The sequence below is a fragment of the Streptomyces sp. JNUCC 63 genome (assembly GCF_054366325.1).
Window position 1 is genome coordinate 2,563,707 of record NZ_CM135963.1, and the last position, 21,562, is coordinate 2,585,268.

Annotated in this window: 18 protein-coding genes, 3 pseudogenes and 1 riboswitch; of the genes and pseudogenes, 8 read left to right on the forward strand and 13 right to left on the reverse strand. The window is 69.7% G+C overall.

The window, feature by feature from the left end; translation table 11 throughout:
* Positions 1–87: 87 nt before the first annotated feature.
* On the reverse strand, positions 88–1,476 hold the full coding sequence (locus tag ACX25U_RS11475; protein WP_454384094.1) for an IS1380 family transposase: 1,389 nt from the start codon (positions 1,474–1,476) through the stop codon (positions 88–90).
* Between the two features lie 544 nt (positions 1,477–2,020).
* On the opposite strand from ACX25U_RS11475, the gene ACX25U_RS11480 reads away from it, so the two are divergent.
* Complete coding sequence (locus tag ACX25U_RS11480) at positions 2,021–2,299, forward strand: hypothetical protein (RefSeq protein ID WP_454387120.1); 279 nt, start codon at positions 2,021–2,023, stop codon at positions 2,297–2,299.
* A 23-nt stretch (positions 2,300–2,322) separates the two neighbouring features.
* Here ACX25U_RS11480 and ACX25U_RS11485 read toward each other — a convergent pair whose 3' ends face one another.
* Positions 2,323–3,165, reverse strand: coding sequence for an IS5 family transposase (locus tag ACX25U_RS11485; protein WP_454391042.1), 843 nt, complete (start codon positions 3,163–3,165; stop codon positions 2,323–2,325).
* Positions 3,166–3,395: 230 nt separating this feature from the next.
* Between ACX25U_RS11485 and ACX25U_RS11490 the strand changes: the two genes are divergently transcribed.
* Complete coding sequence (locus ACX25U_RS11490; protein ID WP_454383905.1) at positions 3,396–4,841, forward strand: NF041680 family putative transposase; 1,446 nt, start codon at positions 3,396–3,398, stop codon at positions 4,839–4,841.
* A 180-nt stretch (positions 4,842–5,021) separates the two neighbouring features.
* Complete coding sequence (locus tag ACX25U_RS11495) at positions 5,022–5,327, forward strand: hypothetical protein (protein WP_454391200.1); 306 nt, start codon at positions 5,022–5,024, stop codon at positions 5,325–5,327.
* Here ACX25U_RS11495 and ACX25U_RS11500 read toward each other — a convergent pair.
* Positions 5,264–6,241 carry a tyrosine-type recombinase/integrase gene (locus tag ACX25U_RS11500; RefSeq protein ID WP_454391202.1) on the reverse strand — a complete coding sequence of 326 codons (978 nt, stop codon included), beginning with the start codon at positions 6,239–6,241 and terminating at the stop codon, positions 5,264–5,266. The genes ACX25U_RS11495 and ACX25U_RS11500 overlap by 64 nt on opposite strands.
* A 70-nt stretch (positions 6,242–6,311) precedes the next feature.
* Between ACX25U_RS11500 and ACX25U_RS11505 the strand changes: the two are divergent.
* Positions 6,312–7,444: pseudogene (locus tag ACX25U_RS11505) on the forward strand (IS3 family transposase); the annotation flags it as partial.
* Positions 7,445–7,587: 143 nt separating this feature from the next.
* Here the strand turns inward: ACX25U_RS11505 and ACX25U_RS11510 are convergent.
* From ACX25U_RS11510 to ACX25U_RS11520, 3 genes and pseudogenes are all read right to left on the reverse strand, one after another.
* On the reverse strand, positions 7,588–8,307 hold the full coding sequence (locus ACX25U_RS11510; RefSeq protein WP_454391204.1) for a CPBP family intramembrane glutamic endopeptidase: 720 nt from the start codon (positions 8,305–8,307) through the stop codon (positions 7,588–7,590).
* A gap of 335 nt (positions 8,308–8,642) precedes the next feature.
* Positions 8,643–9,272, reverse strand: a complete 630-nt coding sequence (locus ACX25U_RS11515; RefSeq protein WP_454394213.1) for a hypothetical protein — start codon at positions 9,270–9,272, stop codon at positions 8,643–8,645.
* Between the two features lie 660 nt (positions 9,273–9,932).
* Positions 9,933–10,248: pseudogene (locus tag ACX25U_RS11520) on the reverse strand (transposase); the annotation flags it as partial.
* A gap of 248 nt (positions 10,249–10,496) precedes the next feature.
* Between ACX25U_RS11520 and ACX25U_RS11525 the strand changes: the two are divergent.
* Together ACX25U_RS11525 and ACX25U_RS11530 are read left to right on the forward strand one after the other, a co-directional pair.
* On the forward strand, positions 10,497–10,973 hold the full coding sequence (locus tag ACX25U_RS11525) for an SRPBCC family protein (protein WP_454391205.1): 477 nt from the start codon (positions 10,497–10,499) through the stop codon (positions 10,971–10,973).
* Positions 10,974–11,411: 438 nt separating this feature from the next.
* On the forward strand, positions 11,412–11,987 hold the full coding sequence (locus ACX25U_RS11530) for an NADPH-dependent FMN reductase (protein WP_454391207.1): 576 nt from the start codon (positions 11,412–11,414) through the stop codon (positions 11,985–11,987).
* Positions 11,988–12,166: 179 nt separating this feature from the next.
* On the opposite strand, the pseudogene ACX25U_RS11535 reads toward ACX25U_RS11530, so the two are convergent.
* The 6 genes and pseudogenes from ACX25U_RS11535 to ACX25U_RS11560 all read right to left on the reverse strand — a co-directional run.
* Positions 12,167–12,543, reverse strand: a pseudogene (locus tag ACX25U_RS11535) (VOC family protein); the annotation flags it as partial.
* A 243-nt stretch (positions 12,544–12,786) separates the two neighbouring features.
* Positions 12,787–13,506: a rhomboid family intramembrane serine protease gene (locus ACX25U_RS11540; RefSeq protein ID WP_454391209.1), complete on the reverse strand. Its 720-nt coding sequence runs from the start codon at positions 13,504–13,506 to the stop codon at positions 12,787–12,789.
* A gap of 110 nt (positions 13,507–13,616) precedes the next feature.
* The gene (locus ACX25U_RS11545; protein WP_454391211.1) at positions 13,617–14,468 is read right to left on the reverse strand and encodes an ABC transporter ATP-binding protein; all 852 of its coding nucleotides are present in this window, start codon (positions 14,466–14,468) and stop codon (positions 13,617–13,619) included.
* Entirely contained in the window at positions 14,465–15,565 is a 1,101-nt protein-coding gene (locus tag ACX25U_RS11550; protein WP_454391213.1) for a FecCD family ABC transporter permease, read from the reverse strand. Before ACX25U_RS11550 ends, ACX25U_RS11545 begins: the two co-directional genes overlap by 4 nt.
* A complete protein-coding gene (locus ACX25U_RS11555; RefSeq protein WP_454391215.1) occupies positions 15,562–16,557 on the reverse strand; it encodes an ABC transporter substrate-binding protein in 996 nt (331 codons plus the stop codon). The genes ACX25U_RS11550 and ACX25U_RS11555 overlap by 4 nt, the downstream gene beginning before the upstream one ends.
* Before the next feature lie 148 nt (positions 16,558–16,705).
* A complete protein-coding gene (locus ACX25U_RS11560; protein ID WP_454391217.1) occupies positions 16,706–17,119 on the reverse strand; it encodes a (2Fe-2S) ferredoxin domain-containing protein in 414 nt (137 codons plus the stop codon).
* 41 nt (positions 17,120–17,160) lie between these two features.
* A riboswitch (cobalamin riboswitch) is annotated at positions 17,161–17,350 on the reverse strand.
* Between the two features lie 271 nt (positions 17,351–17,621).
* On the opposite strand from ACX25U_RS11560, the gene ACX25U_RS11565 reads away from it, so the two are divergent.
* Complete coding sequence (locus ACX25U_RS11565; protein ID WP_454391219.1) at positions 17,622–18,116, forward strand: hypothetical protein; 495 nt, start codon at positions 17,622–17,624, stop codon at positions 18,114–18,116.
* A gap of 277 nt (positions 18,117–18,393) precedes the next feature.
* The gene (locus ACX25U_RS11570; RefSeq protein ID WP_454391221.1) at positions 18,394–19,983 is read left to right on the forward strand and encodes a S8 family serine peptidase; all 1,590 of its coding nucleotides are present in this window, start codon (positions 18,394–18,396) and stop codon (positions 19,981–19,983) included.
* Between the two features lie 223 nt (positions 19,984–20,206).
* Here ACX25U_RS11570 and ACX25U_RS11575 read toward each other — a convergent pair whose 3' ends face one another.
* Complete coding sequence (locus ACX25U_RS11575; RefSeq protein WP_454391223.1) at positions 20,207–21,475, reverse strand: NAD(P)/FAD-dependent oxidoreductase; 1,269 nt, start codon at positions 21,473–21,475, stop codon at positions 20,207–20,209.
* Positions 21,476–21,562: the final 87 nt, after the last annotated feature.

Genomic DNA, 21,562 nt, shown 5'->3' on the forward strand with positions numbered 1-21,562 from the left:
GGGGCAGGGCGGGGTTCCGGATGGCCGTTCCGGTGGCGGGTTCTCCGAGGTCTTCCAGGTCGTGGGTGGACGGCGGGGTCTGGCTGCTCAGGTCTGCATGCGCTGGCCGGTGGCGGTCCACAGGCCGATGAAGTCGTCGGCCCAGCGCCAGTGTTGGGGCAGGTGCAGCACGAGGCGTCGTCCTGGGCGGGCGATGCGGGCCGGGACGGTGATCAGGTGGCGGCGGATGGTGCCGGTCCGGGCCCGTGCGTGGAAGGTGGAGGTGAGGTGGCCGGCGGCGCGGGTGAGGTTGTAGGCGGCTGCCGCCAGGGTGAGCCAGGCCGCGTTCGCGGTGAACTTCCCCGAGGGCAGGTGGGCCAGGGCGGAGTCCTCCAGGTCGGCGAAGACCTGTTCCACCGCGGCGTGAGCGCGGTGCATGGGCTCGGCGTCGGTGAGGACGAAGACGCTGTCGGTGAAGATCGCGTGGTGGCGCCAGACGGCGAACAGTTCGCTCTGCCCGTCGGGGACCGTCTTGGGGTTCAGCCGTTTCACGCGGCGCACGATGAGCCGGGCGGTGACGCGGAAGGCCTTCTTCTTGCTGGTGAACGCGGTGAAGCCGATCTCGGCGATCTCTGCGTCGGAGATCCAGCGTTCCTCCTCGTCGTCCCAGATCGCGTCGGTGTACTTGATCGATCTCCAGGCGTCGGGATCGATCGTCTCGATGGCTACGCGGATCGTCTTGGTGACCGCGACGGCCAGGGAGAAGCGGGCGCCGGCCTTGCGGCAGGCGTCCACGACCTTGTGGGAGAAGTAGGCGGAGTCCGCGCGGACGATGATCTGTGCGGTGATGCCCATGGACCGCACCGCCGCGAGGGCCTCGCGCAGCAGCGAGGCGGCGCCCTTGCCGGAGCCCGCCGAGCCCTTGCGCAGCCTTGTTGCGACGATGACCGGCGCGCAGGTGGCGGTCTTGACGGTGACGATCTGGAAGTGGAGGCCGCGGACCTTGGTGTAGCCGAAGGAGGCGCCCTGCTTGGCCGGGCCGTAGACCTGCTTGACCTTGGAGTCGATGTCGACGAACACCACCTCGTCCCCCTTCGGGACGAAGCCCGTGTGGGCGGCCAGATTGCAGGTGAACGCGCGTACCGCCGCCTCCAGTTGACGCACGTGTCCCCAGGTGAAGGCACGCAGGAACGTGCCGAGCGTGGACGGTGCCCGCACCCCTGCGAAGAGTTTCGGCAGCCCGCCGTGCCGCAGCACATCCAGGTCGTCGATGGAGTCCGCGCCGGCCACCATGCCTCCCACGACGCTCATCGCCTTCGCGTCGGCGGCCGTCCCGGCGCCGTTCTTCGCGCCGGTCAGCTTGACCTTCTCGGCGACCAGGGCCGGCAGGCCGCACCGCTCGGCCAGCCGGATCACCGGGACCAGTCCGGCATGCGCGATGAGATTCGGCTCGTCGAACGCGGCGAACACCCGCGCCGGGCTGTGGAACAATTTCACTCGAGAGGTGCCTTGCTGATCGTGCCTGATGTGAGCGTAGAGAACTCTCATCATCGCAGGTCACAAGGCACCTCTTCGTTCCCGGCCCTCACGCCGACCGGTGATCACACGGTGGATCGAGGCTGAAAGCCTCGCTTTCCCAGGATCACCGGCTCGTACGTCACCGAACGCCGGATCAAGCCCGGAACGGGGGAGGTGCGGCAGGTGGGCCGCGCTTCAAGAGGTATCGACTCCGAGCTCTGCTGTCCTGCCGAAACCAGTGCCACAACACCCCCCGAGTCATCCCGTCTTTGATTCACTCGCCCCCGCCGAGAAGGGTTGGGCGTCCTACCGGAGCCGGATGGGTGAGGCGTTCCTTCAGCTCAGACACGCGTCAGGCACACTCTGGTCACTCTACGTAAATCTGCGACCAGGTATCGGCGCGCGACCACGCACATGTCGGACTAAGAGGTCGCGCAGATAGACGGCCGCTGGGGCGGCGTTGAAGGCGTGTACGCCAGCTAGGCTCAGAAGATCACCGGTTACAGACCGCTATGAGGGAGCCATGGCCGTCACCTACTTGATGCTCGCGCGGCTACCTGAAGGCGGCTTGGGCACCTTCGACGCTTATGAGAGCGCTGTCCTGCCCCTCCTTGCCGAGTATGGAGGGCGTCTTGAGCGCCGACTGCGCACTCTGGACGATCAGGTCGAGGCCCACCTCATAGCCTTTCCCACCAGCGAGGATCTCGCTGCCTACCGGGCGGATCCCCGGCGTTCTGCCGCTGCACCACTGCTGGAGTCGTCTGGGGCAGCGGTCGAACTGCTCGCGGTGCGCGACGTTTAGATGCGGCGCGGATGAGGGTGCTGTCATGGTCGGCGGTTTGGGCGTTCGTCCCAGCGGTGAGTCGCCCATGCCTGCCGGATCAGGCTGCGCACGGTGATAACCGCGTCGGCGAGGTCGAAGAAGGCGTCGACGACGGTGGCGCGCCGCTCGTAGCAGCGGGCGAGCCGGTGGAAGGCGTTCTGCCAGGCGTGGGTACGTTCCACGTGCCACCGCCGACTGGCCTGGATGGGTGCCTTCTCGCCTTTGTGCGCGATACGGCCGTGGAAGCCGCGATCGTCGAGCACAGCGCGGGTCTTGTCCGAGTCGTAGCCGGCGTCCAGATGGACGGTGATGTCGTCGGGCAGCGGTCCGAGGTCGTCCAGGCGGTCCAGGGTCGGGGCGAGCAGCGGGGAGTCGTGGCGGTTGGCGCCGGCCAGGACCCGGCCCAGCGGAATGCCGTATCCGTCCGTCATGCCCGAGCGTTTCAAGCCCTGTTTGCCGCGGTCGACCGGGGAACGCCCGGCCACCTCGCCGCCTCCGGGAGCCTTGGTGATAGAGCCGTCCACGGCGATCTGGTCGAGGACGAGTCCCACGATCCGGTCGTAGGACTCCAGCGCGATCTGCTTGAGCCGGGTGAAGACGCCCAGTTGTATCCACTCGTCGCGGCGGTTGCGGATCGTGGTGGCCGAGCAGGTTGTGTCGGCGATCGCCTGGTAGGAGCAGCCGAAGCGCAGGAGCTGCAGCATCTTGTCGAAGACGATCCGGTCGCTGATACGTCGGCGGTGGCAGCCAAGTGGATGGTCCGGGTGGTACTCCGGCCGCTCGGGCAGCAGGGCCGCGAATTGGTCCCAGAGCGGTTCGGCGAGCCATGATGGCAGCGCGGGCACAGGTCTCCTCAGTGATCACAGAGCGTCGCAACTCCATGATCACCAGAACCTGTGCCCGTCCTGTTGCCGGTGTCCCCAACCGCACCTATCCGCGCGACCTCTAAGCTTGAGGTTTAACGTCGCTGGTCACTCGACCTGCTGAGATCAGCGAGATCCGGGCATGTGCAGGGCGGCCGTTCGCCACGCTTCGAGATGTCGAGTAACGAAGTGCGAGAGAACGGCCGCTGCCCATGAGTCTGCCCGTCGATCCGCCCACGTGCGAGGCGTTGGGCCTGTTGTCCCGCTTTCGGGTCGAGTTCTACGAGTGCCTGTACAGCCGCGCGGATGCGCTCTTCGAGCTCACCGACGCGGTGCTGTGCGCGGACGGGCCGGTGAAAACCCTGGTCGAGCTCTCCTTGGCGGCCGAGCACCGGCGGGGACATGGCGCGCTGTACGCCGCCCTGGACCGTGGCTGGCTGGAGCCGACACGGTTGCGCCGCACGCTGGCGGGCCTGCCGCTGCCGAAAGCAGCCGACGGACGGATCGTGCTCGCGGTGGACGTGTCGCACTGGCTGCGGCCCGACGCTCCCACCAGCGGCGAGCGGCTGTTCTGCCATGTCTACGGACGCGGCGACCGCAGCTCGGACCAGCTGGTGCCCGGCTGGCCCTACTCCTTCGTCGCGGCCCTGGAGTCCGGCCGCACCTCCTGGGTCGCGTTGCTGGACGCGGTCCGCCTGGGCCCGGCCGATGACGCGACCACCGTCACTGCCGCCCAACTCCGCGATGTCGTCGAGCGGTTGACGAGCGCAGGCCACTGGAGACCGGGCGATCCGGACATCCTGATCGTGATGGACTCCGGCTACGACGTCGCCTACCTGACCCACGCTCTCGCCGACCTGCCCGTCGTGCTGGTCGGGCGCCTGCGCTCGGACCGCGTCATGCTCCGCGACCCCGGCCCCGCCCGGTCGGGTCCCCGAGGCGGGCGTCCCCGTCGGCATGGCGGCGTCCTCACGTTCAAGAAGCCCGACAGCTGGCACGAGCCCGACGTCACGACCGCCACGGACACCACCCGCTACGGCACGGCCACCGCGACGGCCTGGGACCGGATGCACCCCCGGCTCACCCACCGCGGACCCTGGCTGAACCACGCCAAGGAAGAACTCCCCGTCCTGCACGGCACGCTGATCCGCCTGAAAGTCGAGCACCTGCCCGGTGACCGCGACCCGAAACCGGTCTGGCTGTGGTGCTCGGCCACCGCCGCCGCACCGGCGGATGTGGACCGCTGGTGGCAGTCGTTCCTCCGCCGCTTCGACCTGGAGCACACCTTCCGGCTGATGAAACAGACCCTGGGCTGGACCGCCCCGAAGGTCAGGAATCCCGACACGGCCGACCTGTGGACCTGGCTGATCATCGCCGCACACACCCAGCTCCGCCTCGCCCGGCCCCTCGCCGAGGACCTCCGCCGGCCCTGGGAACGGCCCGCGGAACCCCGCCGTCTCACCCCCGCCCGGGTCCGCCGGGGGTTTCGCAACGTCCGCGCGACAGCAGCCCGCCCGGCAAGCGCGCCGAAACCGTCCCGACCAGGCCCTGGACGGCCTCCGGGCTCGAAGAACAAGCAACGGGCCAGGCGCCACGACGTCGGCAAGACCGTCAAACGCGCCGAATCGATCAAGGAACACCAAGCCCAGCGAGGTTAAACGTCAAGCTAAGGCGTTACTCCGTTCGGGGACTTTGGTGATACTCATGTGCGCCTGAGCCGGATCCACCGGCTTGATGTCTGTGGATACTTCTTCCGGAAACGAGGAAGCGCCTTGTGACCTGCGATGATGGGAGTTCTTCACGCTTCCAGCACGCACAATCGACAAGGCACTTCCGAGATGCAATCCTCCCATGCCGCAGCGAAGGTCTCCGCACACTTCGATGATCCGAATCTGGTCGCGTACGGCGGGCTGGAGCCGGTGGTGCGACTGGCCGAGCGGTGCGGCCCGCCCGCTCTGTCTGACGAGTTGGTGCGGCTGCCGCGCTCGAAGGACGGCCCTGGTGCCTTCCCGGCTGCGAAGCTGATGTCGCTGGTGGGCGGCATGGTTGCGGGTGCCGACAGCATCGATGACATGGACCGCTATGCAGCGTCTCCGTCCTCTTCCAACGCCTTTGTGATCTTCGCGTTGGCGGCTTCCTCATGACCGTCGATGCAGCCGTGATAGCGCCGGTGGATCACCTCGGGAGAGTTGCCGACCCGCCGGGCAACCTCAGCGATCGGCACCCCCGCGTTCAGCCACCGCGTGATGCAGGCGTGCCGCAGGTCGTACGGGCGCCCGGCCAACGGCGAGTCGACGCGTTCCGGCGGAAGCGCGTACTCCCGCGCCTCCTCCCACACCCGCCAGTAGGTGGAAGAGCCGACCACTCCCCCGCATTCGTTGCCGAACACGCGCCCTTCCTTGGCAGTCCCGAACTCCTTCAGGTGGGCCCGGAGGATGGCGACCAGGACGGGCGGGATGGGCACCGGGCGGTCGCTGGTCGCCTCCCGCGCCTTCAGGCCGCGGCGGTCGTGCCGTTCGCCTGAGTCCGTCCACTGCTTGCCGGAGACAGGGCGTGTCTCCCGCAGCGTGAGCGTGCCCCAGCCCGTCTCCGGCAGGTGGCAGTCAGACCGCCTCAGCCCGACCGCCTCGGCCGGCCGCAGCCCGGCGTAGTACAGCACCGCGTAGAACGCCGCCAGGCGCCGCCCGCGGCAGCGGTCCCACGAGCCGACGTACGAGACCGCCGTGAGCAATTGCCGCGCCTGTACGGCGTTCACGAGGACGCGGCGGTCCACCACCTCGTTGGAGCCGACGTGCTTCCGGCGGGCGCGCTGAAGAGGGTTCTCCGGGAGCTCCCCCACGACCACGGCGTGTTCGAGAGCGGTGTTCAGAGCGCGGCGCCGCCGCTTGTACGTGTCGCCCGCAGCCGGAGTTCCGTCCAGCTTGTAGCTGAGGCGGTACAGCACGTCCTCGAACACCTCGGGGTCGGCCAGATCACCCAGCGGCCGGTCAGTCGTCGTGACCCAGTCGTACGCGGCCTTGAGCCCGGCCGGCGGGTCCTCCCCCGCGTTCGCGGGCACGATCCCCCACCGGAAGGCCAGCCGAAGGGTCTCGTCGGCGGGAGCGCCATCAGCGTGTCCACCACTCAGGGGGACGCCCCGAGAGACGCTGCGTAACTGGGTGCGGGCCGAGCGGGCCCGCCGCGGTGCCGGCGACGCGGGAGTGAAGGGCAGCACGAGGGTGAGCGGGGCCACGAAGTCACGGGAGGAGCTGGAGGCGGAGATCGCGGCCCTGCGTGCGGAGCTGAAGGCGGTACGCAAGGAGAAGGCGACGCTCGCCGAGGAGAGGGACATCCTGCGGAAGGCGACGAAGTTTTTCGCCTCCGAGATGACCTGGTGAGTCGCTGCCAGTTCATTGAAGATCACCGTGCGACCCACCCGGTCCAGCGGCTGTGCCAGGTACTCGACGTCGCCCGCTCCAGCTACTACAAGTGGCGGGCGGGCCGGGCGGCCCGCGCTGAGCGTGAGCGGGCCGACGAGGCCCTGGCCGAGAAGATCCGGTCCGTCCATGCCGAGTCGGACGGCACCTACGGCGCCCCGCGCATCACGGCCGAGTTCCGTGACACGCACGGCATGAAGATCAACGAGAAGAAGGTCGCGCGCGTGATGCGCAAGTTCCGCATCGCCGGTTTCCGCCCGCGCAGGAAGGTCCGCACCACCGTCCCGGAGCCGTCCGCCACGCCCGTGCCGGACCTGTTCAAGCGGGACTTCACCGCCCCCGCGCCGAATCTGAAGTACATGGGCGATGTGACGTATCTCCCCGTCGGCGACGGTGAGTTCCTCTACCTCGCCACCGTCATCGACTGCTTCTCCCGCCGAGTGGTCGGCTGGTCCATCGCCGACCACATGCGCACCTCTCTGGTCGCCGACGCGCTCAGGATGGCCGCCCACATCCGTGGCAGCCTGAACGGCGCCATCTTTCACAGCGATCACGGGGCGCAGTACGCGTCACGTGAATTCGTGGGCCTGTGCGGCGAGTTGGGAGTGACACAGTCCATGGGCGCCGTCGGCACCAGCGCGGACAACGCCGCCTGCGAATCCTTCCACGCGTCCCTGAAACGGGAGACCCTCCAGGGCGCCCGCCGCTACAGCGGGGCCGACGCCTGCCGACGCACGGTCTTCCGCTGGCTGACGCGGTACAACACCTGGCGTCGCCATTCGGCGAACGGGCAGCTCAGTCCCATCGCCTACGAAACATCACGTATCATGACGCTTGCTGCATAACGACACGAACTGGTGTCCACCCTTCGGGGGGAAGTGCCACCTTCCCACGTACGCGTGGGCGAAGATCGCCCCACCCGCCGGTTGGAACAACGCCGACACCGACCGTCTGACGGCCTACCTCCGCAGGCACGGGTAGCACCCGGTCACGCCCCCGGGACAAGGAAGGCTGCCAGGTAGCCGAAGGCGTTGGTGGCCCAGTGCAAGCCGATGGGCGCCAGCAGGCTGGAGCTGCGGCGGCGCAGCTCGCACAAGAGGACTCCGGCGAGCGCGGTGAAGACCACTGCGGCGGCATCGGCGAGGACAGCACCCGCGGTGGAGTGGCCGAAGACCGAAGTGAGCGCCGGCTTCACCGTTGCCAGATGCGCCGAAGGCAGGATGTGCCACAGGCCGAACAACAGCGAGGAGACTGCCGTGGCCCAGATGGTGCCGTAGCCACGGCGGATCAGGCCGTACAGAACTCCACGGAAAGCGAACTCCTCCAGAAGCACGGTACCCAGCGGAACCTTGACGAACATGCGGAAGGCGACCTCGCCGCCGGTCAGACCCGCGGTGCGTTGGTCGGCGAACAGCCCCCGGGTCAGCGACAGGAACGCCGCGATCAAGAAGCAGACAGCCACGATGCCGATCAGGGCGAACGCCCAGAGCGCGCCCCGGCCCAGGGTTGCGCGGCTCAGACCCACATCGGTCCACGTCGCACCGGCCCACCACAGGATGCCGCACAGGACAAGGACCGTGAGCACGCAGGTGACGAACCACAGGGACGGCGCCCAGCGGTTGTTCGCCAGATTCGCGACGACCAGCACCGCAACCGCCACCGCGGCAGCCGTGGCCGACCCGACGGGACGTTGCAGGAAAGAGATCATTCGAGGCGGATCCGGGGATGGAGGAAACGGAGATGCCCGACGTCACACAGAAGTCGCCGCTTCACGACGGCGCGTGTGACCGCACGTGACACAGAGCCCGGACGATGAACACGTTGGCCCTTCAGTCGGAGTTCCTTGAGGGCGCTGTAGTTCCGGTCTCGCCGTGTGGTGGTGGTCGGCCGGCCGTGTTGCGGGCTCGGTGGCAGGCGCGGGCCTCTGCCTGGTGACGGCGGCGCCGGCCGGGCGACTGGCGGCGATGACGGGTTTTCAGCACCAGCACACCACCTCGGCGGCTGCACGGCTGGACGTGCGAGGCGTGCTTTCGCTCCCGTACATCAGTACCGCTGGGCTTTGGCAAGGCGAGGTGTCAGTTTTTCCTCTGGCGGTTTTCTACTGAAAGCGATGGGTTGTTCCTTTTGGCCGGGGCCGAGGTTCTCCGCTCCTACAAACCTGGTCTCGACGACCTTTCCGGCGGAGTCTTCGAAGTCGATCTGCACGGCGTATGACGCCTTGTGATTCGTCTTGTTCGTGATGGTGACCAGGGCGGCGAGCAGCCCGCTGGTCTGGCTCCGGGGCAAGCCCATCATGCTGACTTCAGACAGAGCGTTGCCGCGGCCCTTGACGTTCTTGAGCTCCCTCTCGGCGGCGGCGCCGGCCCGGGCGGCCCTGGCCTCAACGGATGCTTCGAACTCCGAGGCGCGGGCGGACGCGGAGGATGCCGCTGCCGAGGCAGACGCGCGGGCGGAGGCGATCGCGGAAGCTGCCGAGGAAGCCAGCGCCGACGGCGGCGTTCCGGAAAAGGATGCGGTATTGGGGCTGCTGGGTGTTGGTCGAGGCGAGGGACCGGTGTGCTGACCGCTGCCGCCGCACCCGACCAGGGTGAGCGCTCCGAGGGCACAGCCGAGTGCGGACACGGCGGCTCGGTGACCGATCTTGTTGGAGTGACCAGGGCAGCTTGGGGGCATTTTGTCGTCCTTTACGCCTTTACGTGGCCAATCGAACCCATCTTCCGCGCTGAGCTCGCGGCCGGCGAGTCGACTGTGGCCGTTCGGATCGGCGTGGATGAACGAAGCCGGAGTATCGGTCCTTTTCGCCGCGGGGTCTCTGTGGCCGGAGGGCAACATGCTCTTCGCCCTCCTTTCGATCCGGCAGATCCGCCGTCAGAGCGTTGAAACTCCAGGGTGAGGACGGCTTTGGTCATGTGACGACGGCCGGCAGGTGCCCACCCGCAGGTGGCCACTTTTCCCAGTGGCCCCCGCCCGGCCCCGGCCGCAGGCAGAGCCGAGGCCGGAACTTCCTGATCCACCAAGGGTGCGAGCGCGCCGGCCCGCTTCTGCGGGCAGGAGGAACCTGCAAGCCCGATACATGCACGCCTGCGAGGTACATATGTCCTCGACTGGGCGCCGTACCCTGAACTGGACGGAGCAGGGGGCGAGTTCCGCTGTGCTGCCGTGTCCGTCAGCCCGGTCCCGGACGAGCCCGACGGCGTGCCCGCGCATGTCCGGGGCGGTGAGCACGACGGGGTGCCGGGCGGTGGCGTTACGCCACGCGGCCCCGTCCTGGATCACTTTCGAAGCACAGTGAGTAGTCGCGGAGGACTGTTCGAAGTCCGTCCCGTTCGACACAGCGATGACGTGATCGGGGCGGCAGCGCGGTCGGCCCAGGCCGAGGCGGGGCACGCGGATACGTTCCAGAAGAGGGTGGGCGCGGCACGCTGTCGTGGCGTTGACCCGGCGTTACGAGGATCGCGAGGGGTCGGCCTTTGCCGTCGCAGGCGAGGTGGACTCCAGTGGTCAAGCCTCCTCGGGATCGGCCGAGGGCGTGATCGTCCGGTTCGTCCGCCTGCTGCCGCCCTCTTTTCCGGCCGGTGGTGGCGGCGTGCTGGTGGGCGCGGACGATCATGGAGTCGATCCGCACCAGCCATCTGACGGTCACTGCCGCCACCTGGTTGGACGAGCGCACAACTCGGTGCCGGCCGGAGGGGCAGCGCCGATCAGGGCTGCGATCGCGCCTGGTGACCCGGTCGTGCGCGATGCCGTGCGGGCGCCGGGCCCGACCACTGTTGCGGGTGCTGGAGGTGTACGGCGCGGCTAGTGTCGAGGAGCACGCTGAGCGGCTGAGGAGGCGTTCCACGCCTGACAGCGTGGTCATGGGCGCCGGTCCCGACAGGAAGAGGGAGCGTGGTCGGTGTGGCCCGGAATCGCCGGTTGATCCTGAGCTCGCCGTCCAGAGTCTGGGGCCTGCTGTCCGACGGCCATCGCTACGGGGAATGGGTCTCAGGAACGCAGCAGGTCGTCGCCGCGGACCCGCACTGGCCAGAAGTGGGCGCCCGCCTGCAAGTCCGAGTCGGCGTCGGCTCTCTGGTCCTCGACGACACCTGTGTCGTACGCATCTGCGAGCCGCAACGCCGTCTGGAGCTGGAAGCGAAGGCGGATCCCTTCGGTGCGGCCCGCATCGCCATGAACCTGATCCCCTGGGGCGAGAACACCCTTTTCGTTCTCGACTGGCATGCCCTGCGGGGTCCCGGCATCCGAATGCACGAGCTCCCTGTGGACTACATCGTCTCGATCCGCAACGGCATGATGCTGACCAAGCTGGCCCGGATCGCGGTGCGCGAGCAGCGCGGCAGCGTCGGTGGCGCTCTGCAGAGCACCCGGAGCGGATGAGAAGCTGTACACCGCATCGGGACGGACCTTCGGTCGGAGCCGTTCGCCACACGCCCGACAAGTCCTCTCCCCGGCCCGACCGGTGTCCTCGGACACGCGGCCGGCGGTTCGTCCGGTACGCGGCGGGCGGCTGAACCAGGCCGTGCGGTACGGCCGATGAAGACGGCCCCGTGCAAGCCGCACGTCCGGCCGGCAGCCCGCACACACCCCACCGGCGATGCTCGCCGGCTTCCGCACCGTCGCCGGAGCTGATCGGTCACCGCCGCGCCCCACTGACAAACCGAGGCCGGCCGAACGGCATCGTGACCCGTGCTCCTCCGATTGGATCAGCCTGGAAGGCCGATCGCCGACGGCCATGGTTTCGTGCTCTTGGAAAGCGTTCGCCCGCCTCCGGAAGGGAAGCGGGTCGGCGCAAGGCGCACGGCGAATCGAGGAGAGATGACCACCTACAAGGTCGGCTACATCGTGGGAAGCCTGGCGACTCACTCGATCAACCGCACGCTCTCCAAGGCCCTGATCCGGCTGTCCCCGCCGGATCTGGAGTTCGATGAGATTCCGATCAGGGACCTTCCGCTCTACAGCTACGACTACGACAGCGACTTTCCCGCCGAGGGCAGGGCACTCAAGGCTGCCATCACTTCCGCCGACGCCATTCTGTTCGTGACCCCGGAATACAATCGATCGATCCCCGGCGCCCTGAAGAACGCCATCGACTGGGCCAGCCGTCCCTGGGGCGACAATTCATTCACCCACAAACCGTCCGCGGTGATCGGGGCCTCTCCCGGCGCCATCGGGACAGCCGTCGCCCAGCAGAGCCTGCGCAGCGTCCTCGGCTACTGCAATTCTCCACAGATGAACGCGCCCGAGGCGTACATCAGATTCATCCCGGAGATGTTCACGGACGATGGTCAGGTCACCAACAGCGATACGGAAGAATTCCTTCGGCGCTTCATGGAGGAATTTCGCGATCACATCGTACGCGTGCTCGCCGTGCTGCCTCCCAGAACATCGTGACGCCCTCCGTGTCTTCCGTGTCTTCCGTGTCTTCCGTGTCTTCCGTGTCTTCCGTGTCTTCCGTGGAACCGCCTGATTCGGCGACCGCCTCGGGCCGCAACGGGGTGAACAGCGTCCGTGTTCCGGTGTGAGATCGGAGAACGCGGCCCCGTCACCGCCCGGGACCGGGTCGCAGGCCGACTGCCGTAGGGGCGGGTGAGGATCTCCATCGCGTGGCCCACCGGATCCTGGAAGTACAGCCCGCGTCCGCCGTCACGGTGGTTGATCCGGCCGGGCTGCTCCAGGTGCGGGTCGGCGTAGTACACCACGTGGGCCTGCTGGATCCGCTCGAACGCCGCGTCGAACTCCTCGTCGGACAGCAGGAAGGCGTAGTGCTGGGCGGCGATCGGCTCGTCGGGGTCGGCCATGAGGTCGAGGGTGACGCCGTTGCCGGTGGCGACGGGCACGAACGGGCCCCAGGGGTGCCGGCCTCCAGGCCGAGGACGCCCGCAAGCAACTCGGCGGACTCCTGCTTGTTCCGGGCGTGGACGATGGTGTGGTTCAGCTCCGCGGTCATGGTGTGCCTCCCTGCGGCACCTCAACGGCGCCTCCGTGCCCCACCAGGCCGATGTCCGGCACGCGGTGCCGTGATTCCGACCCTGGCCGGGCCGGGCCGGTCCGCGGGCGGTGGCCGAGCCCACGTGGACGCGCGCACGATGCGGCTGCGGCAGGTACTGGCCGACTGCATGATCGGGCCAGGCATCGGCCATCAGTACGGTTGCCGTCCCTTTGGTCCTCACCAGTGGGCGGCCGCCGGAGGCTAGAGGAGGCCGAGGTCGCCGAGTTCCTTGTGCAGGTCCGCGCGCGGGTTGTCGGCGCGTACCTGTCGTGCCTCTGTGCTGTCATCGGAGCGGGCGGTTCCGGCAGCTCGCGATCGCCGGTCCCGGAAGAGCCAGGCCCCGACCAGACCGCCGATCAGCCCTCCGAGGTGTCCGAGCCAGCTCACCCCCGGCGTCCCGGGCACGGCGACGGTGAGCATGTAGGCGAAGGAGGCCGCCATGACGATACCGATCAGCGTGTCGATCAGGTGCCGGTCGAAGAGCCCGCGGACCACGACGTAGCCGAAGTAGCCGAAGATCAGACCGCTGGCGCCCACCGTCTCCACGCCGCCCCGTTCGAGGAACCACACCGTGAGCCCACTGGTCACCGCGACGAGCAGACTCAACCCCAGGAAGCGGACCACGCCTCGGTAGGCGGCAAGGAACCCGAAGACGAACAACGGGCCGGAGTTGCTTTCGATGTGCGCCCAACTCCAGTGCAGGAAAGGCGCGGTGAGGATTCCGGGCAGTGTGCCGAAGTCGCCGGACATCACCCCGTAGTCCCGCGAAAGGGCGTAACTGCCTGCGTAGTTGGCCAGCTGCACCAGCCAGACCACCACGAGGAACCCGAACATCACGAAGAACGCCTTCCGCGCCTCCGCGATCATCTGCTCCGGACCGGCCGGCCTCGCGCCGGCCTGATTCTGATGTGACCTGCCCATGGCGCCGCTCCCCTCCCCTGCGGATCCGTACCCGCGCCACCGCGAACTCTATGCACCCACCCCGACCAGTGACATCCGCGGTAGCACCCGAGCCGGGCCGGCCGATGCCGTCACGTCTGTGCGGCCTCCTGTCTCCGTCCGGGCCGGTCGTGGCCGGAGAGGAGCGTCACCTGGGGTACGCCGGTGCGGGGGTGCTCGGTGACGTACGCCTCCACGCGGTAGACCTCGGCCAGCAGGGCAGGGGTGAGGACGTCCCGCGGGGGGCCGAGGGCGATCACGCGGCCGGCCTCCAGGACGCAGAGCCGGTCGCAGAACGACGCGGCGAGGTTGAGGTCGTGCAGGGCGACGACGGCGGTGATGCCGAGGCGGCGGACGAGGCGGAGCGTGTCGAGCTGATGGCGCAGGTCCAGGTGGTTGGTCGGTTCGTCCAGCACCATCGTCCCCGCCCGCTGGGCGAGCGCGCGGGCGATCAGGACGCGCTGTTTCTCCCCGCCCGACAGCCGGTCGAAGGGCACGTCGGCGAGGCCGGCGACGCCGAGTTCCGTCAGCGCGACCGTGACGATGGCGCGGTCGTCGGCGTCGTCGCCCGCGAAGGGACGCTTGTGCGGGGTGCGGCCCATGGCCACCACCTCGTACACGGTGAGCTCGAAGTCCCCGGCGTGCTCCTGCAGGACGGCCGCCAGGTGCCGGGCCAGGCGCTTGCCGGGCATCCGCCAGACGTCCGCGCCGTCCAGCAGCACCCGCCCGGACGTGGGGCGCAGCGCACGGTAGGCGGTGCGCAGGAGGGTGGACTTGCCGGCGCCGTTCGGGCCGACGAGCCCGACCACTTCTCCGGGGGACACCGTCAAGGAGACCTGGTGCACCAGGTGTCTGCCGTCGACGGTCACCGAGACGTCGTCGATCTCCAGTGTCCCGGGTTCCGTTGCCCCGGGTTCCGTTTCAGGACGGCCGGTCGTCATCATGTCCTCCTTCGCATCAGCCAGAGGAAGAACGGCCCGCCGGTCAGGGCGGTGAGGATGCCGACGGGGATCTCCTCGGGGCTCATCAGCGTGCGCGCGGCCAGGTCGGCGGCGATCAGGAAGGCCGCGCCCAGCAGCGCGGCGGCCGGGAGCGCGCGGCGGTGGTCGGCGCCCACCAGCAGTCGTACGACGTGTGGAAGGATCAGGCCGACGAAGCCGATCTGGCCGCTGACCGCGACGATCGTGCCGATCATGAGCGCGACCAGGACGAACAGCGCGGCCCGGAAGCGGTGGACGTCCAGGCCCAGGGCGGCCGCGGCCTCCTCCCCGGCCAGCAGCAGGTTCAGCGGACGGCACACGCCGAGCAGGGCCGCCGTGCCGAGCAGGACCGCGCCGGCGGGGATCCACACCATCGTCCACGTGGTGCCGGCCAGCCCGCCGAGCATCCAGCGCAGCGCCGACTGCGTCTTGTGGGGGTCGTTGGAGGTGACCACCAGGAAGCCGGCCACCGCCGACAGCACCTCGGCCATGGCCACGCCCGCCAGTACCAGCCGCAACGTGGTCATCCGCCCGCCGGAGCGGGCCAGGAAGTACACCGCGACCAGGGCGGCCAGCGCGCCGCAGAACGCCGCCAGCGGCAGTGAGAAGGCACCGAACAGCGTCACGTGGAAGACCAGGACCAGCACCGCGCCGACGCTGGCCCCGGACGACACCCCCAGCAGCATCGGATCGGCGAGCGGGTTGCGCACCAGCGCCTGCAGGGCCATCCCGGCCACCGACAGTCCCGCGCCCACCACCGCGCACAGCACCACCCTCGGCAGCCGCACGTCGGTCACGATCGTCTCGCGCACCGGGGGCCACGTCGGTTCGGTCAGGCCGGGGTGGACCTGGTGGAGCAGGATGTCCCACACCTCCCTCGCCGGGATGCCGACCGAACCGGCCGCGATCCCGAACGTCGCCGCCACCGCCACCAGGGCGCCGAGCCCCGCCAGCACCAGGGCGTAGGGGAGCCTGCGGCGGCGGTCGGCGGCTCTCGGAGCCCCGGCCGGCGAGCCGCCGGCCGTCCCGGCCGGGTCGGCCGTCTCCGTCGTGTCGGTCACCGGAAACGGTCCGGGTGGAGCTGGCGGGCCAGTGACTCCACGGCCGCCGGCACCCGCACGCCCAGCACGGTGGACGACAGCGGCAGCACCGCGAACCGCTTGTTCCTGATCGCGGGCACGTCCTTCAGCGCCGGGTTGGCGAGCAGGAACTTCTTCTTCTCCTCGACGGTCTGGTCGCCGTAGTCGTAGATGACGACGGCCTCGGGTGCCCGCTCGGCCACCTGTTCGAACGACACGTCACCGAACGCCTTGTCGACGTCGGCGAAGAGGTTCGTCCCGCCGGCCCGCTCGATCATGTCGTTGCCCATGCCCGCGCCCCCGGCGGTGAGGGCGGTCCTGTCACCGCTGTCGTAGACGAAGAGCTTCACCGGCTTGACGCCGTCGAGCTTCTTCCCGACCTCGTCCAGCGTGGCGTGCAGCCGCTTCAACTGCCGTTCGGCCCGCTCGGGAACGCCGAAGACCTTGGCGACCTCGCGGACCTCCTGGTCCATCACCGCCATCGTCACCGGCCCCGAGGGGCACTCCTCGATGTTGAGGCGGGTGTTGATCCCGGCCTTGGTGAGGGCGTCGCGGGAGCGGCCCTCCTTCTCGTCGAAGGCGGAGGTCCAGCCCCCGTAGACGAAGTCGGGTTCGGCCGTCAGCAGCGTCTCGTAGGACGGGTACTCCTTCGCCAGCGACTCGATCGTCCTGTAGGCGGCCTGGTACTCGGGAAGGATCCCGTTGTCGGGATAGGCCGTGCCGACCATCGACTTCTCCAGCCCGAGCGCCAGCATCACCTCGGTCACGTGCTGGTTCAGCGACACCGCGCGCTGCGGCGGGCGCTGATACGTCGCGGTCACCCCGCAGTTGGACAGGGTAACCGGGAAGCCTTTCGCCGCGGCGGCACCCGCGGTCCCGTCGGCGTTCTGGCGGGCGCTTCCGCCACAGCCGGCGATCAGCAGGGCCGAGGCCGTGGCCAGCAGCAAGGACAGTGGGCGTCTGCCCGTCGTCATGGGATGGTTCCTCTCACCAGCATGTCCGGGGTGGTCACCGGGTGGCGTGGACGGTCGTCGGGAAGGCGTGCCGCGGCCGGGGGTTGAGGGTCGTACGAACCGTCACCGGCCTCCGACCGCAGCGGCGGGAAGGGGAGTGCCCGGAGCGTCACAGGTCGCCGCGGGACGACGGCCCGGACGAAGTGCGCCGTCGCGGCGGGGTGAAGACGTAGAGGTCGAGGATCTCGGGCCGCCGGGCGACACCGGGACCGCCCGCCCGGACCCAGGTGGCGATGTCCTCGGTCGCGGCTGGGTCGTTGACCAGGCCGAGCCACACCGGCCGGGCACCGGCGGCCCGCCCTGCGGCGGACGGCTGGACGACGACCACATTGGCCTGGTCGCACACGTCCAGGCACGCCGAGACGCGTACGGGCGCTTCCTCACCGAGACGCGCGGTCTGTGCCGCGTGATCGGTGGCGGTCACCTTGGGACTGCCGCAGCAGCAGTCCCGGCACACGACGACCCGGCAGGGCGCCGCGTCGACCGGCCCTCCGCCCAGCCCTTCGGCCGGCCTCCCGGACATGCCGCACCACTCTCCTCTCCGGGGAAATCCGCCCCGGTTGTCGTCGAGGAGGCGACCGCGTGAGTCTCCTGGCTCTCGGGTCGAAGCTCGTCCCGGCCTTCCCACCCGCCTCGGGGCAGTGGCCAGTTCGGGATTCGCTCGCCGATCACAGTGGCGGGACCGCGCCGGTTTCACACCGGCTTCCTCATTCCGCCGTCGCCTTGTCGCCCGACATCATCGCATCCGGGGCATGGCGCCGTCACCAGTGCGCCCACCAGGGCGGGCCCGGCGTCCACGGCGGACGCGACGGACGCGCCGTCGTCCGCCACCAGAACCGACCCATCCTGCCCGCGCCACCGACGGTTCACCAGTCACCGGAGCCGGTCAGGGGATTCCTCTCCAAGAGCTGCCGGTCCGATTGCGGCCGGGAAGTCGCCACCATAGCTTCAATCCGTCGGACTTCTTCCGATAAGCCAACATAACTTCTTATGTCGGCTTTCCCATGTCGTCGAACGGAGCATCCATGTCGGTGATGACCGGTACCCCGCCCATGCAGCAGTTCGGCCAGCAGGGCGGCGCCCCGCAGGGTCAGATCCAGCAGATCATCCAGCAGACCATCCAGCAGGCGTGTCAGCAGGCGAGCCAGCAGGTCGCGCAGCGCATGCAGCAGACGCTTCAGCAGATCCAGCAGGTCCAGCAGCAGCTCCAGCAGCAGGGCATCTCCCACCAGGCGCACCCGTACCTGGCCATCGCGATGCACACCGCGCTGCGCCAGGGCGTACGGCAGGCGGTGGAGCAGTCCGTGCAGCAGGCGCTGCCGACGGTGATCGTGACGCTGCTCCAGCAGAGCCAGCAGGGCCAGCAGGGCCAGCAGGGCCAGCAGGGCCAGCAGGGCCAGCAGGGCCAGCAGCAGTGGGGTGGCGGGTACGGCCCCCAGTCGTTCGGCCAGCCGTTCCCGCAGTACCAGCAGCCTGGCCTCGGCTTCGGCCAGATGGGTCAGCCCTTCGGTATCGGCTGACCTCTGGCGGCGCTTGATGCGGTGTGCCCAGGAGTGCTTCCCGGGCACACCGCATCACCGTGGAAGCGCGAGCCGCCCGTAGTCGGATCGGGAGCACAAGTACGACATAGGCGTGGTGAAGGTGGACGCAATGGTCAAGGAAAGGCCCAGAAACAACCGCGAGAGCGGGTCCGAGGGCGCGGGGGCCGGCAGGCCGGAACCCGAGAGCAAGGAAGCAGGGCCACGCGGGAAGGGCGCGCCGTCACCGATCACGGTGCAGCCGCGACGGGGGCGGTACATGGTGGCACCGCTGCCCCAGCAACTGCTCCCGCCGGGAGTGCCCGGACTGAGCATGGACGCGGTGTGCGACCGGCTGGACCGGATGTCCGACGTCAGGGTGGTCCGCAGGCTTCAGCCGTCGGCGAAGACCCGGTCGGCCGGCGTGCGGCCCGCCTGCCCGGAACTGGCGGTCGTCGAGGCGGCCGAGGACCAGGTAGCGGCGATGCGATCGCTGCACGTGCACATCGAGCCGGACCTGCCGTTGTCCGGCGCCGGACCCGTCCCCATGCCGGCGGCGGGGATGCTGCCGCTGCGCGATCCCGGGCTGGTCGTGCCGCTGGAGGAGCCCGTGGAGATCTCGCTCCGCGTCTGCGGCCCGGACGGCGAACCGCTGGCGGGCGCGGGAGTGTTCCTGATCGGCGCGACCTGGCCGAGCCAGGGCCTCACCGGGGCCGACGGCACGGTCACCGTCACACTGGCGACGGAGACCGCGCAGTCGATCCGGTCCCTGTACTTGCGGCCCGCGGCCGGTTACATGGACCGCTGGATCCACCGGCCCGGCCTGTCGGCGACGCAGGAGAACCTGGTCACCCTGACCCCGCTGGCCAAGGTGTACCCGGAACTGGAGGAGCGGCAGCGGTACGGCTGGGGCCAGCAGGCCATGCGGGTGGACCGGCTGCCCCCCACGTTCCGCGCCTTCGGCATCAAGGTCGCGGTCATCGGCTCGGGTGTCAGCGCCGAGCACCCCGATCTGAGGCACCAGGTGCGCTCCGGGGTGGATCTCGTCCACGGTACGGACGAGGGCTGGGCCCACGACGTGATGGGCAGCGGCACCCAAGCGGCGGGCATCATCGCCGGTGGGGACACCGGCAAGGGCGCCATCGGCATCGCCGTCGACGCGGAGATCGAGGTCTGCCAGGTGATGCCCGGCGGACATTTCAGCGACCTGATCGCCGCCCTGGACCACTGCGTCGAGCGCGAGATCGACATCGCCCACATCGCGGTGGCGACCCCGTACCCGTCGGCGCTGGTCTCCCGCAAACTCGTCGACGCCAACGCGGCGGGCATCGCGTGCGTCGCCCCGGCGGGCGACACCGGTGGGCCGGTCGCCTTCCCCGCTTCGCTGCCCACCGTGTTCGCCGTGGGCGCGCTGGGCGTCTTCGGCTCGTATCCGCAGGACACCTCACACGCCACCCATTCGGGGCAGCAGTTGACGCCCGAAGGGCTGTTCGCCGCGCCGTTCAGCTGCTACGGCTCCGGAGTCGACGCCGCCGCCCCCGGCGTGGCGGTCCTGTCGTGCGCACCAAAGGACGGATACACGGTGCTCGACGGCACCGGCGGGGCCTCGGCCCACGTCGTCGGCCTCGCCGCCCTCGTTCTCGCCCACCACGATGACTTCCACAGCCAGTTGCTGCCCCGCGGACCAGGCCGGGTGCAGCACCTGTTCGAGATCATCGCCGCCAGCTGCCGCCAGCTGGCCGCACCGGGCACGGCGGAGGCGGCCCGAGTCGGGCACGGCCTGCCCGACGCCCTCGTCGCCCTCGGCCTGGCCCCCGGAATGCAGCTCGCTCCGGGTCCGTCCCCCTACGTCCCGTCCATGACTGGTTAGGCCCGTCCCCCGCAGACCTACGGATCGGCACCCGCTTCGAGAGAGCGGGTGCCGACCGGCTTGCCGGACGTCCCGAGTCGCCCGGCGCGTGCGGCAGCGCCTCGCAGCCGACAGCCGCCCGCGGATACGGGCGGCGCCCGGTGTCCCGCCGGCCCGCGGCGGACGTGCGCATGCCGCCGGGCGGGAGCCGTGGTCAACGGTCCCGCCCGGTGGCACCGGCTGGTCAGCGCAGCGGGTCGAACGGCGCCAGCTGGGAGGGCCGTTCGCCGGTGACGATCGTTTCGGCGAGCAGCCGTCCGGTGGCCGGGCCGAGGGTGATGCCCCACATGCCGTGTCCGCCCGCGGCGAAGACCCGGGGGGAACGCGTGGCCCCGATCAGGGGCAGTCCGTCGGTCGTGCACGGGCGGGAGCCGACCCACTCGTCCCGGCGGGCGTCCAGGTCGGCGCCGCGCAGCAGCGGGCGTGCGGCCTCGGCGACGGCGTTGATCCGGCGGGCGTCCAGGGGCGCCTCCGGCCTGCGGAACTCCATCATTCCGGCGACGCGCAGACGGTCACCGAGAGGTGTGCAGGCGACGCGCTGAGCGGGGAAGTAGACCGGACCGGACGGCACGTGCTCCACGGGGACGCTGAAGCTGTATCCGCGGCCGGCCTGCACGAGGGAGCGCACGCCGAACTTCCTGGCGTGGCGGCCGAGCCAGGCTCCGGTGGCCAGCACCACCGCGTCGAAGCGCTCGCTCTCACCGCCACCGGTGAGGACGGTGACACCGGCCGCCGCGTCCCGCACGTCGGTGACCTCCGTGCCCTCCCGGATCGCCCCGCCCCGGACACGGACCGCGTCGGCCAGGGCGTGCACGAAGTGTCCCGGGTCGATGTAGCGCTGGCCGTGCAGCCGGATCGCCGCGCCGATCTCGTCCGACAGGGACGGCTCGATCCCCCTGGCCTCGTCGCCGCCGAGGACGTCGAACTCCATGGTCTGGCCCGCGGCGTGGATCTGCTCGAGCTCCTCCAGCAGAACCCGGCGCTCCGCGTCCGTGCGGTAGGCCGCGAGGAAGGACTTGGCCTCGAGTGTCCGCGCCTCGACGCCGCCTTCGGCCAGCATGTCGAAGCTCGACAGAGCCAGGCTGTTGACGGGTACGAGCGCACGCATCGCCCGCAGCCACTTGGACGCGGTGCTGTTACGGGCGAAGCCCGCGAGGAACCTGAGCAGTTTCGGGTTCGCGCTCGGCGGGACGTAGACCGGGGAGGACGGGCTGAGCACCGCCCGCACCCCGTAGGTGAGGACCGCCGGCTCGGGCAGCGGTGTCGCGAGGCCGGGGGTCAGCCATCCGGCGTTGCCCCAGGACGATCCCGCGGCCACCCCCTCGCGGTCGTACACGGTGACGCCGACGCCCCGCTCCTGCAGGAACCAGGCTGTGGACAGTCCGACCATGCCCGCGCCTACGACGGCGACACGGCTGGGACCGGGGTGTGCGGGCGAGGACGGGCGGGCCATACGGGACCTCTTCTTCAGGATCCAGGGTGGTGATGCCTCCGATGGTGGTGCCGGCCGGCCTTGCTGTCTTTGTGCCGGGCGGCCAAT

What these genes read in the sequence shown, in the direction of transcription:
- ACX25U_RS11515 (WP_454394213.1), bottom strand. Translation starts at nt 9,272, where the DNA reads ATGCCCCCAAGCTGCCCTGGTCACTCCAACAAGATCGGTCACCGAGCC.
- ACX25U_RS11510 (WP_454391204.1), bottom strand. Translation starts at nt 8,307, where the DNA reads ATGATCTCTTTCCTGCAACGTCCCGTCGGGTCGGCCACGGCTGCCGCG.
- ACX25U_RS11555 (WP_454391215.1), bottom strand. Translation starts at nt 16,557, where the DNA reads ATGACGACGGGCAGACGCCCACTGTCCTTGCTGCTGGCCACGGCCTCG.
- ACX25U_RS11495 (WP_454391200.1), top strand. Translation starts at nt 5,022, where the DNA reads ATGCAATCCTCCCATGCCGCAGCGAAGGTCTCCGCACACTTCGATGAT.
- ACX25U_RS11565 (WP_454391219.1), top strand. Translation starts at nt 17,622, where the DNA reads ATGTCGGTGATGACCGGTACCCCGCCCATGCAGCAGTTCGGCCAGCAG.
- ACX25U_RS11570 (WP_454391221.1), top strand. Translation starts at nt 18,394, where the DNA reads ATGGTGGCACCGCTGCCCCAGCAACTGCTCCCGCCGGGAGTGCCCGGA.
- ACX25U_RS11560 (WP_454391217.1), bottom strand. Translation starts at nt 17,119, where the DNA reads ATGTCCGGGAGGCCGGCCGAAGGGCTGGGCGGAGGGCCGGTCGACGCG.
- ACX25U_RS11490 (WP_454383905.1), top strand. Translation starts at nt 3,396, where the DNA reads ATGAGTCTGCCCGTCGATCCGCCCACGTGCGAGGCGTTGGGCCTGTTG.
- ACX25U_RS11540 (WP_454391209.1), bottom strand. Translation starts at nt 13,506, where the DNA reads ATGGGCAGGTCACATCAGAATCAGGCCGGCGCGAGGCCGGCCGGTCCG.
- ACX25U_RS11545 (WP_454391211.1), bottom strand. Translation starts at nt 14,468, where the DNA reads ATGATGACGACCGGCCGTCCTGAAACGGAACCCGGGGCAACGGAACCC.
- ACX25U_RS11530 (WP_454391207.1), top strand. Translation starts at nt 11,412, where the DNA reads ATGACCACCTACAAGGTCGGCTACATCGTGGGAAGCCTGGCGACTCAC.
- ACX25U_RS11480 (WP_454387120.1), top strand. Translation starts at nt 2,021, where the DNA reads ATGGCCGTCACCTACTTGATGCTCGCGCGGCTACCTGAAGGCGGCTTG.
- ACX25U_RS11575 (WP_454391223.1), bottom strand. Translation starts at nt 21,475, where the DNA reads ATGGCCCGCCCGTCCTCGCCCGCACACCCCGGTCCCAGCCGTGTCGCC.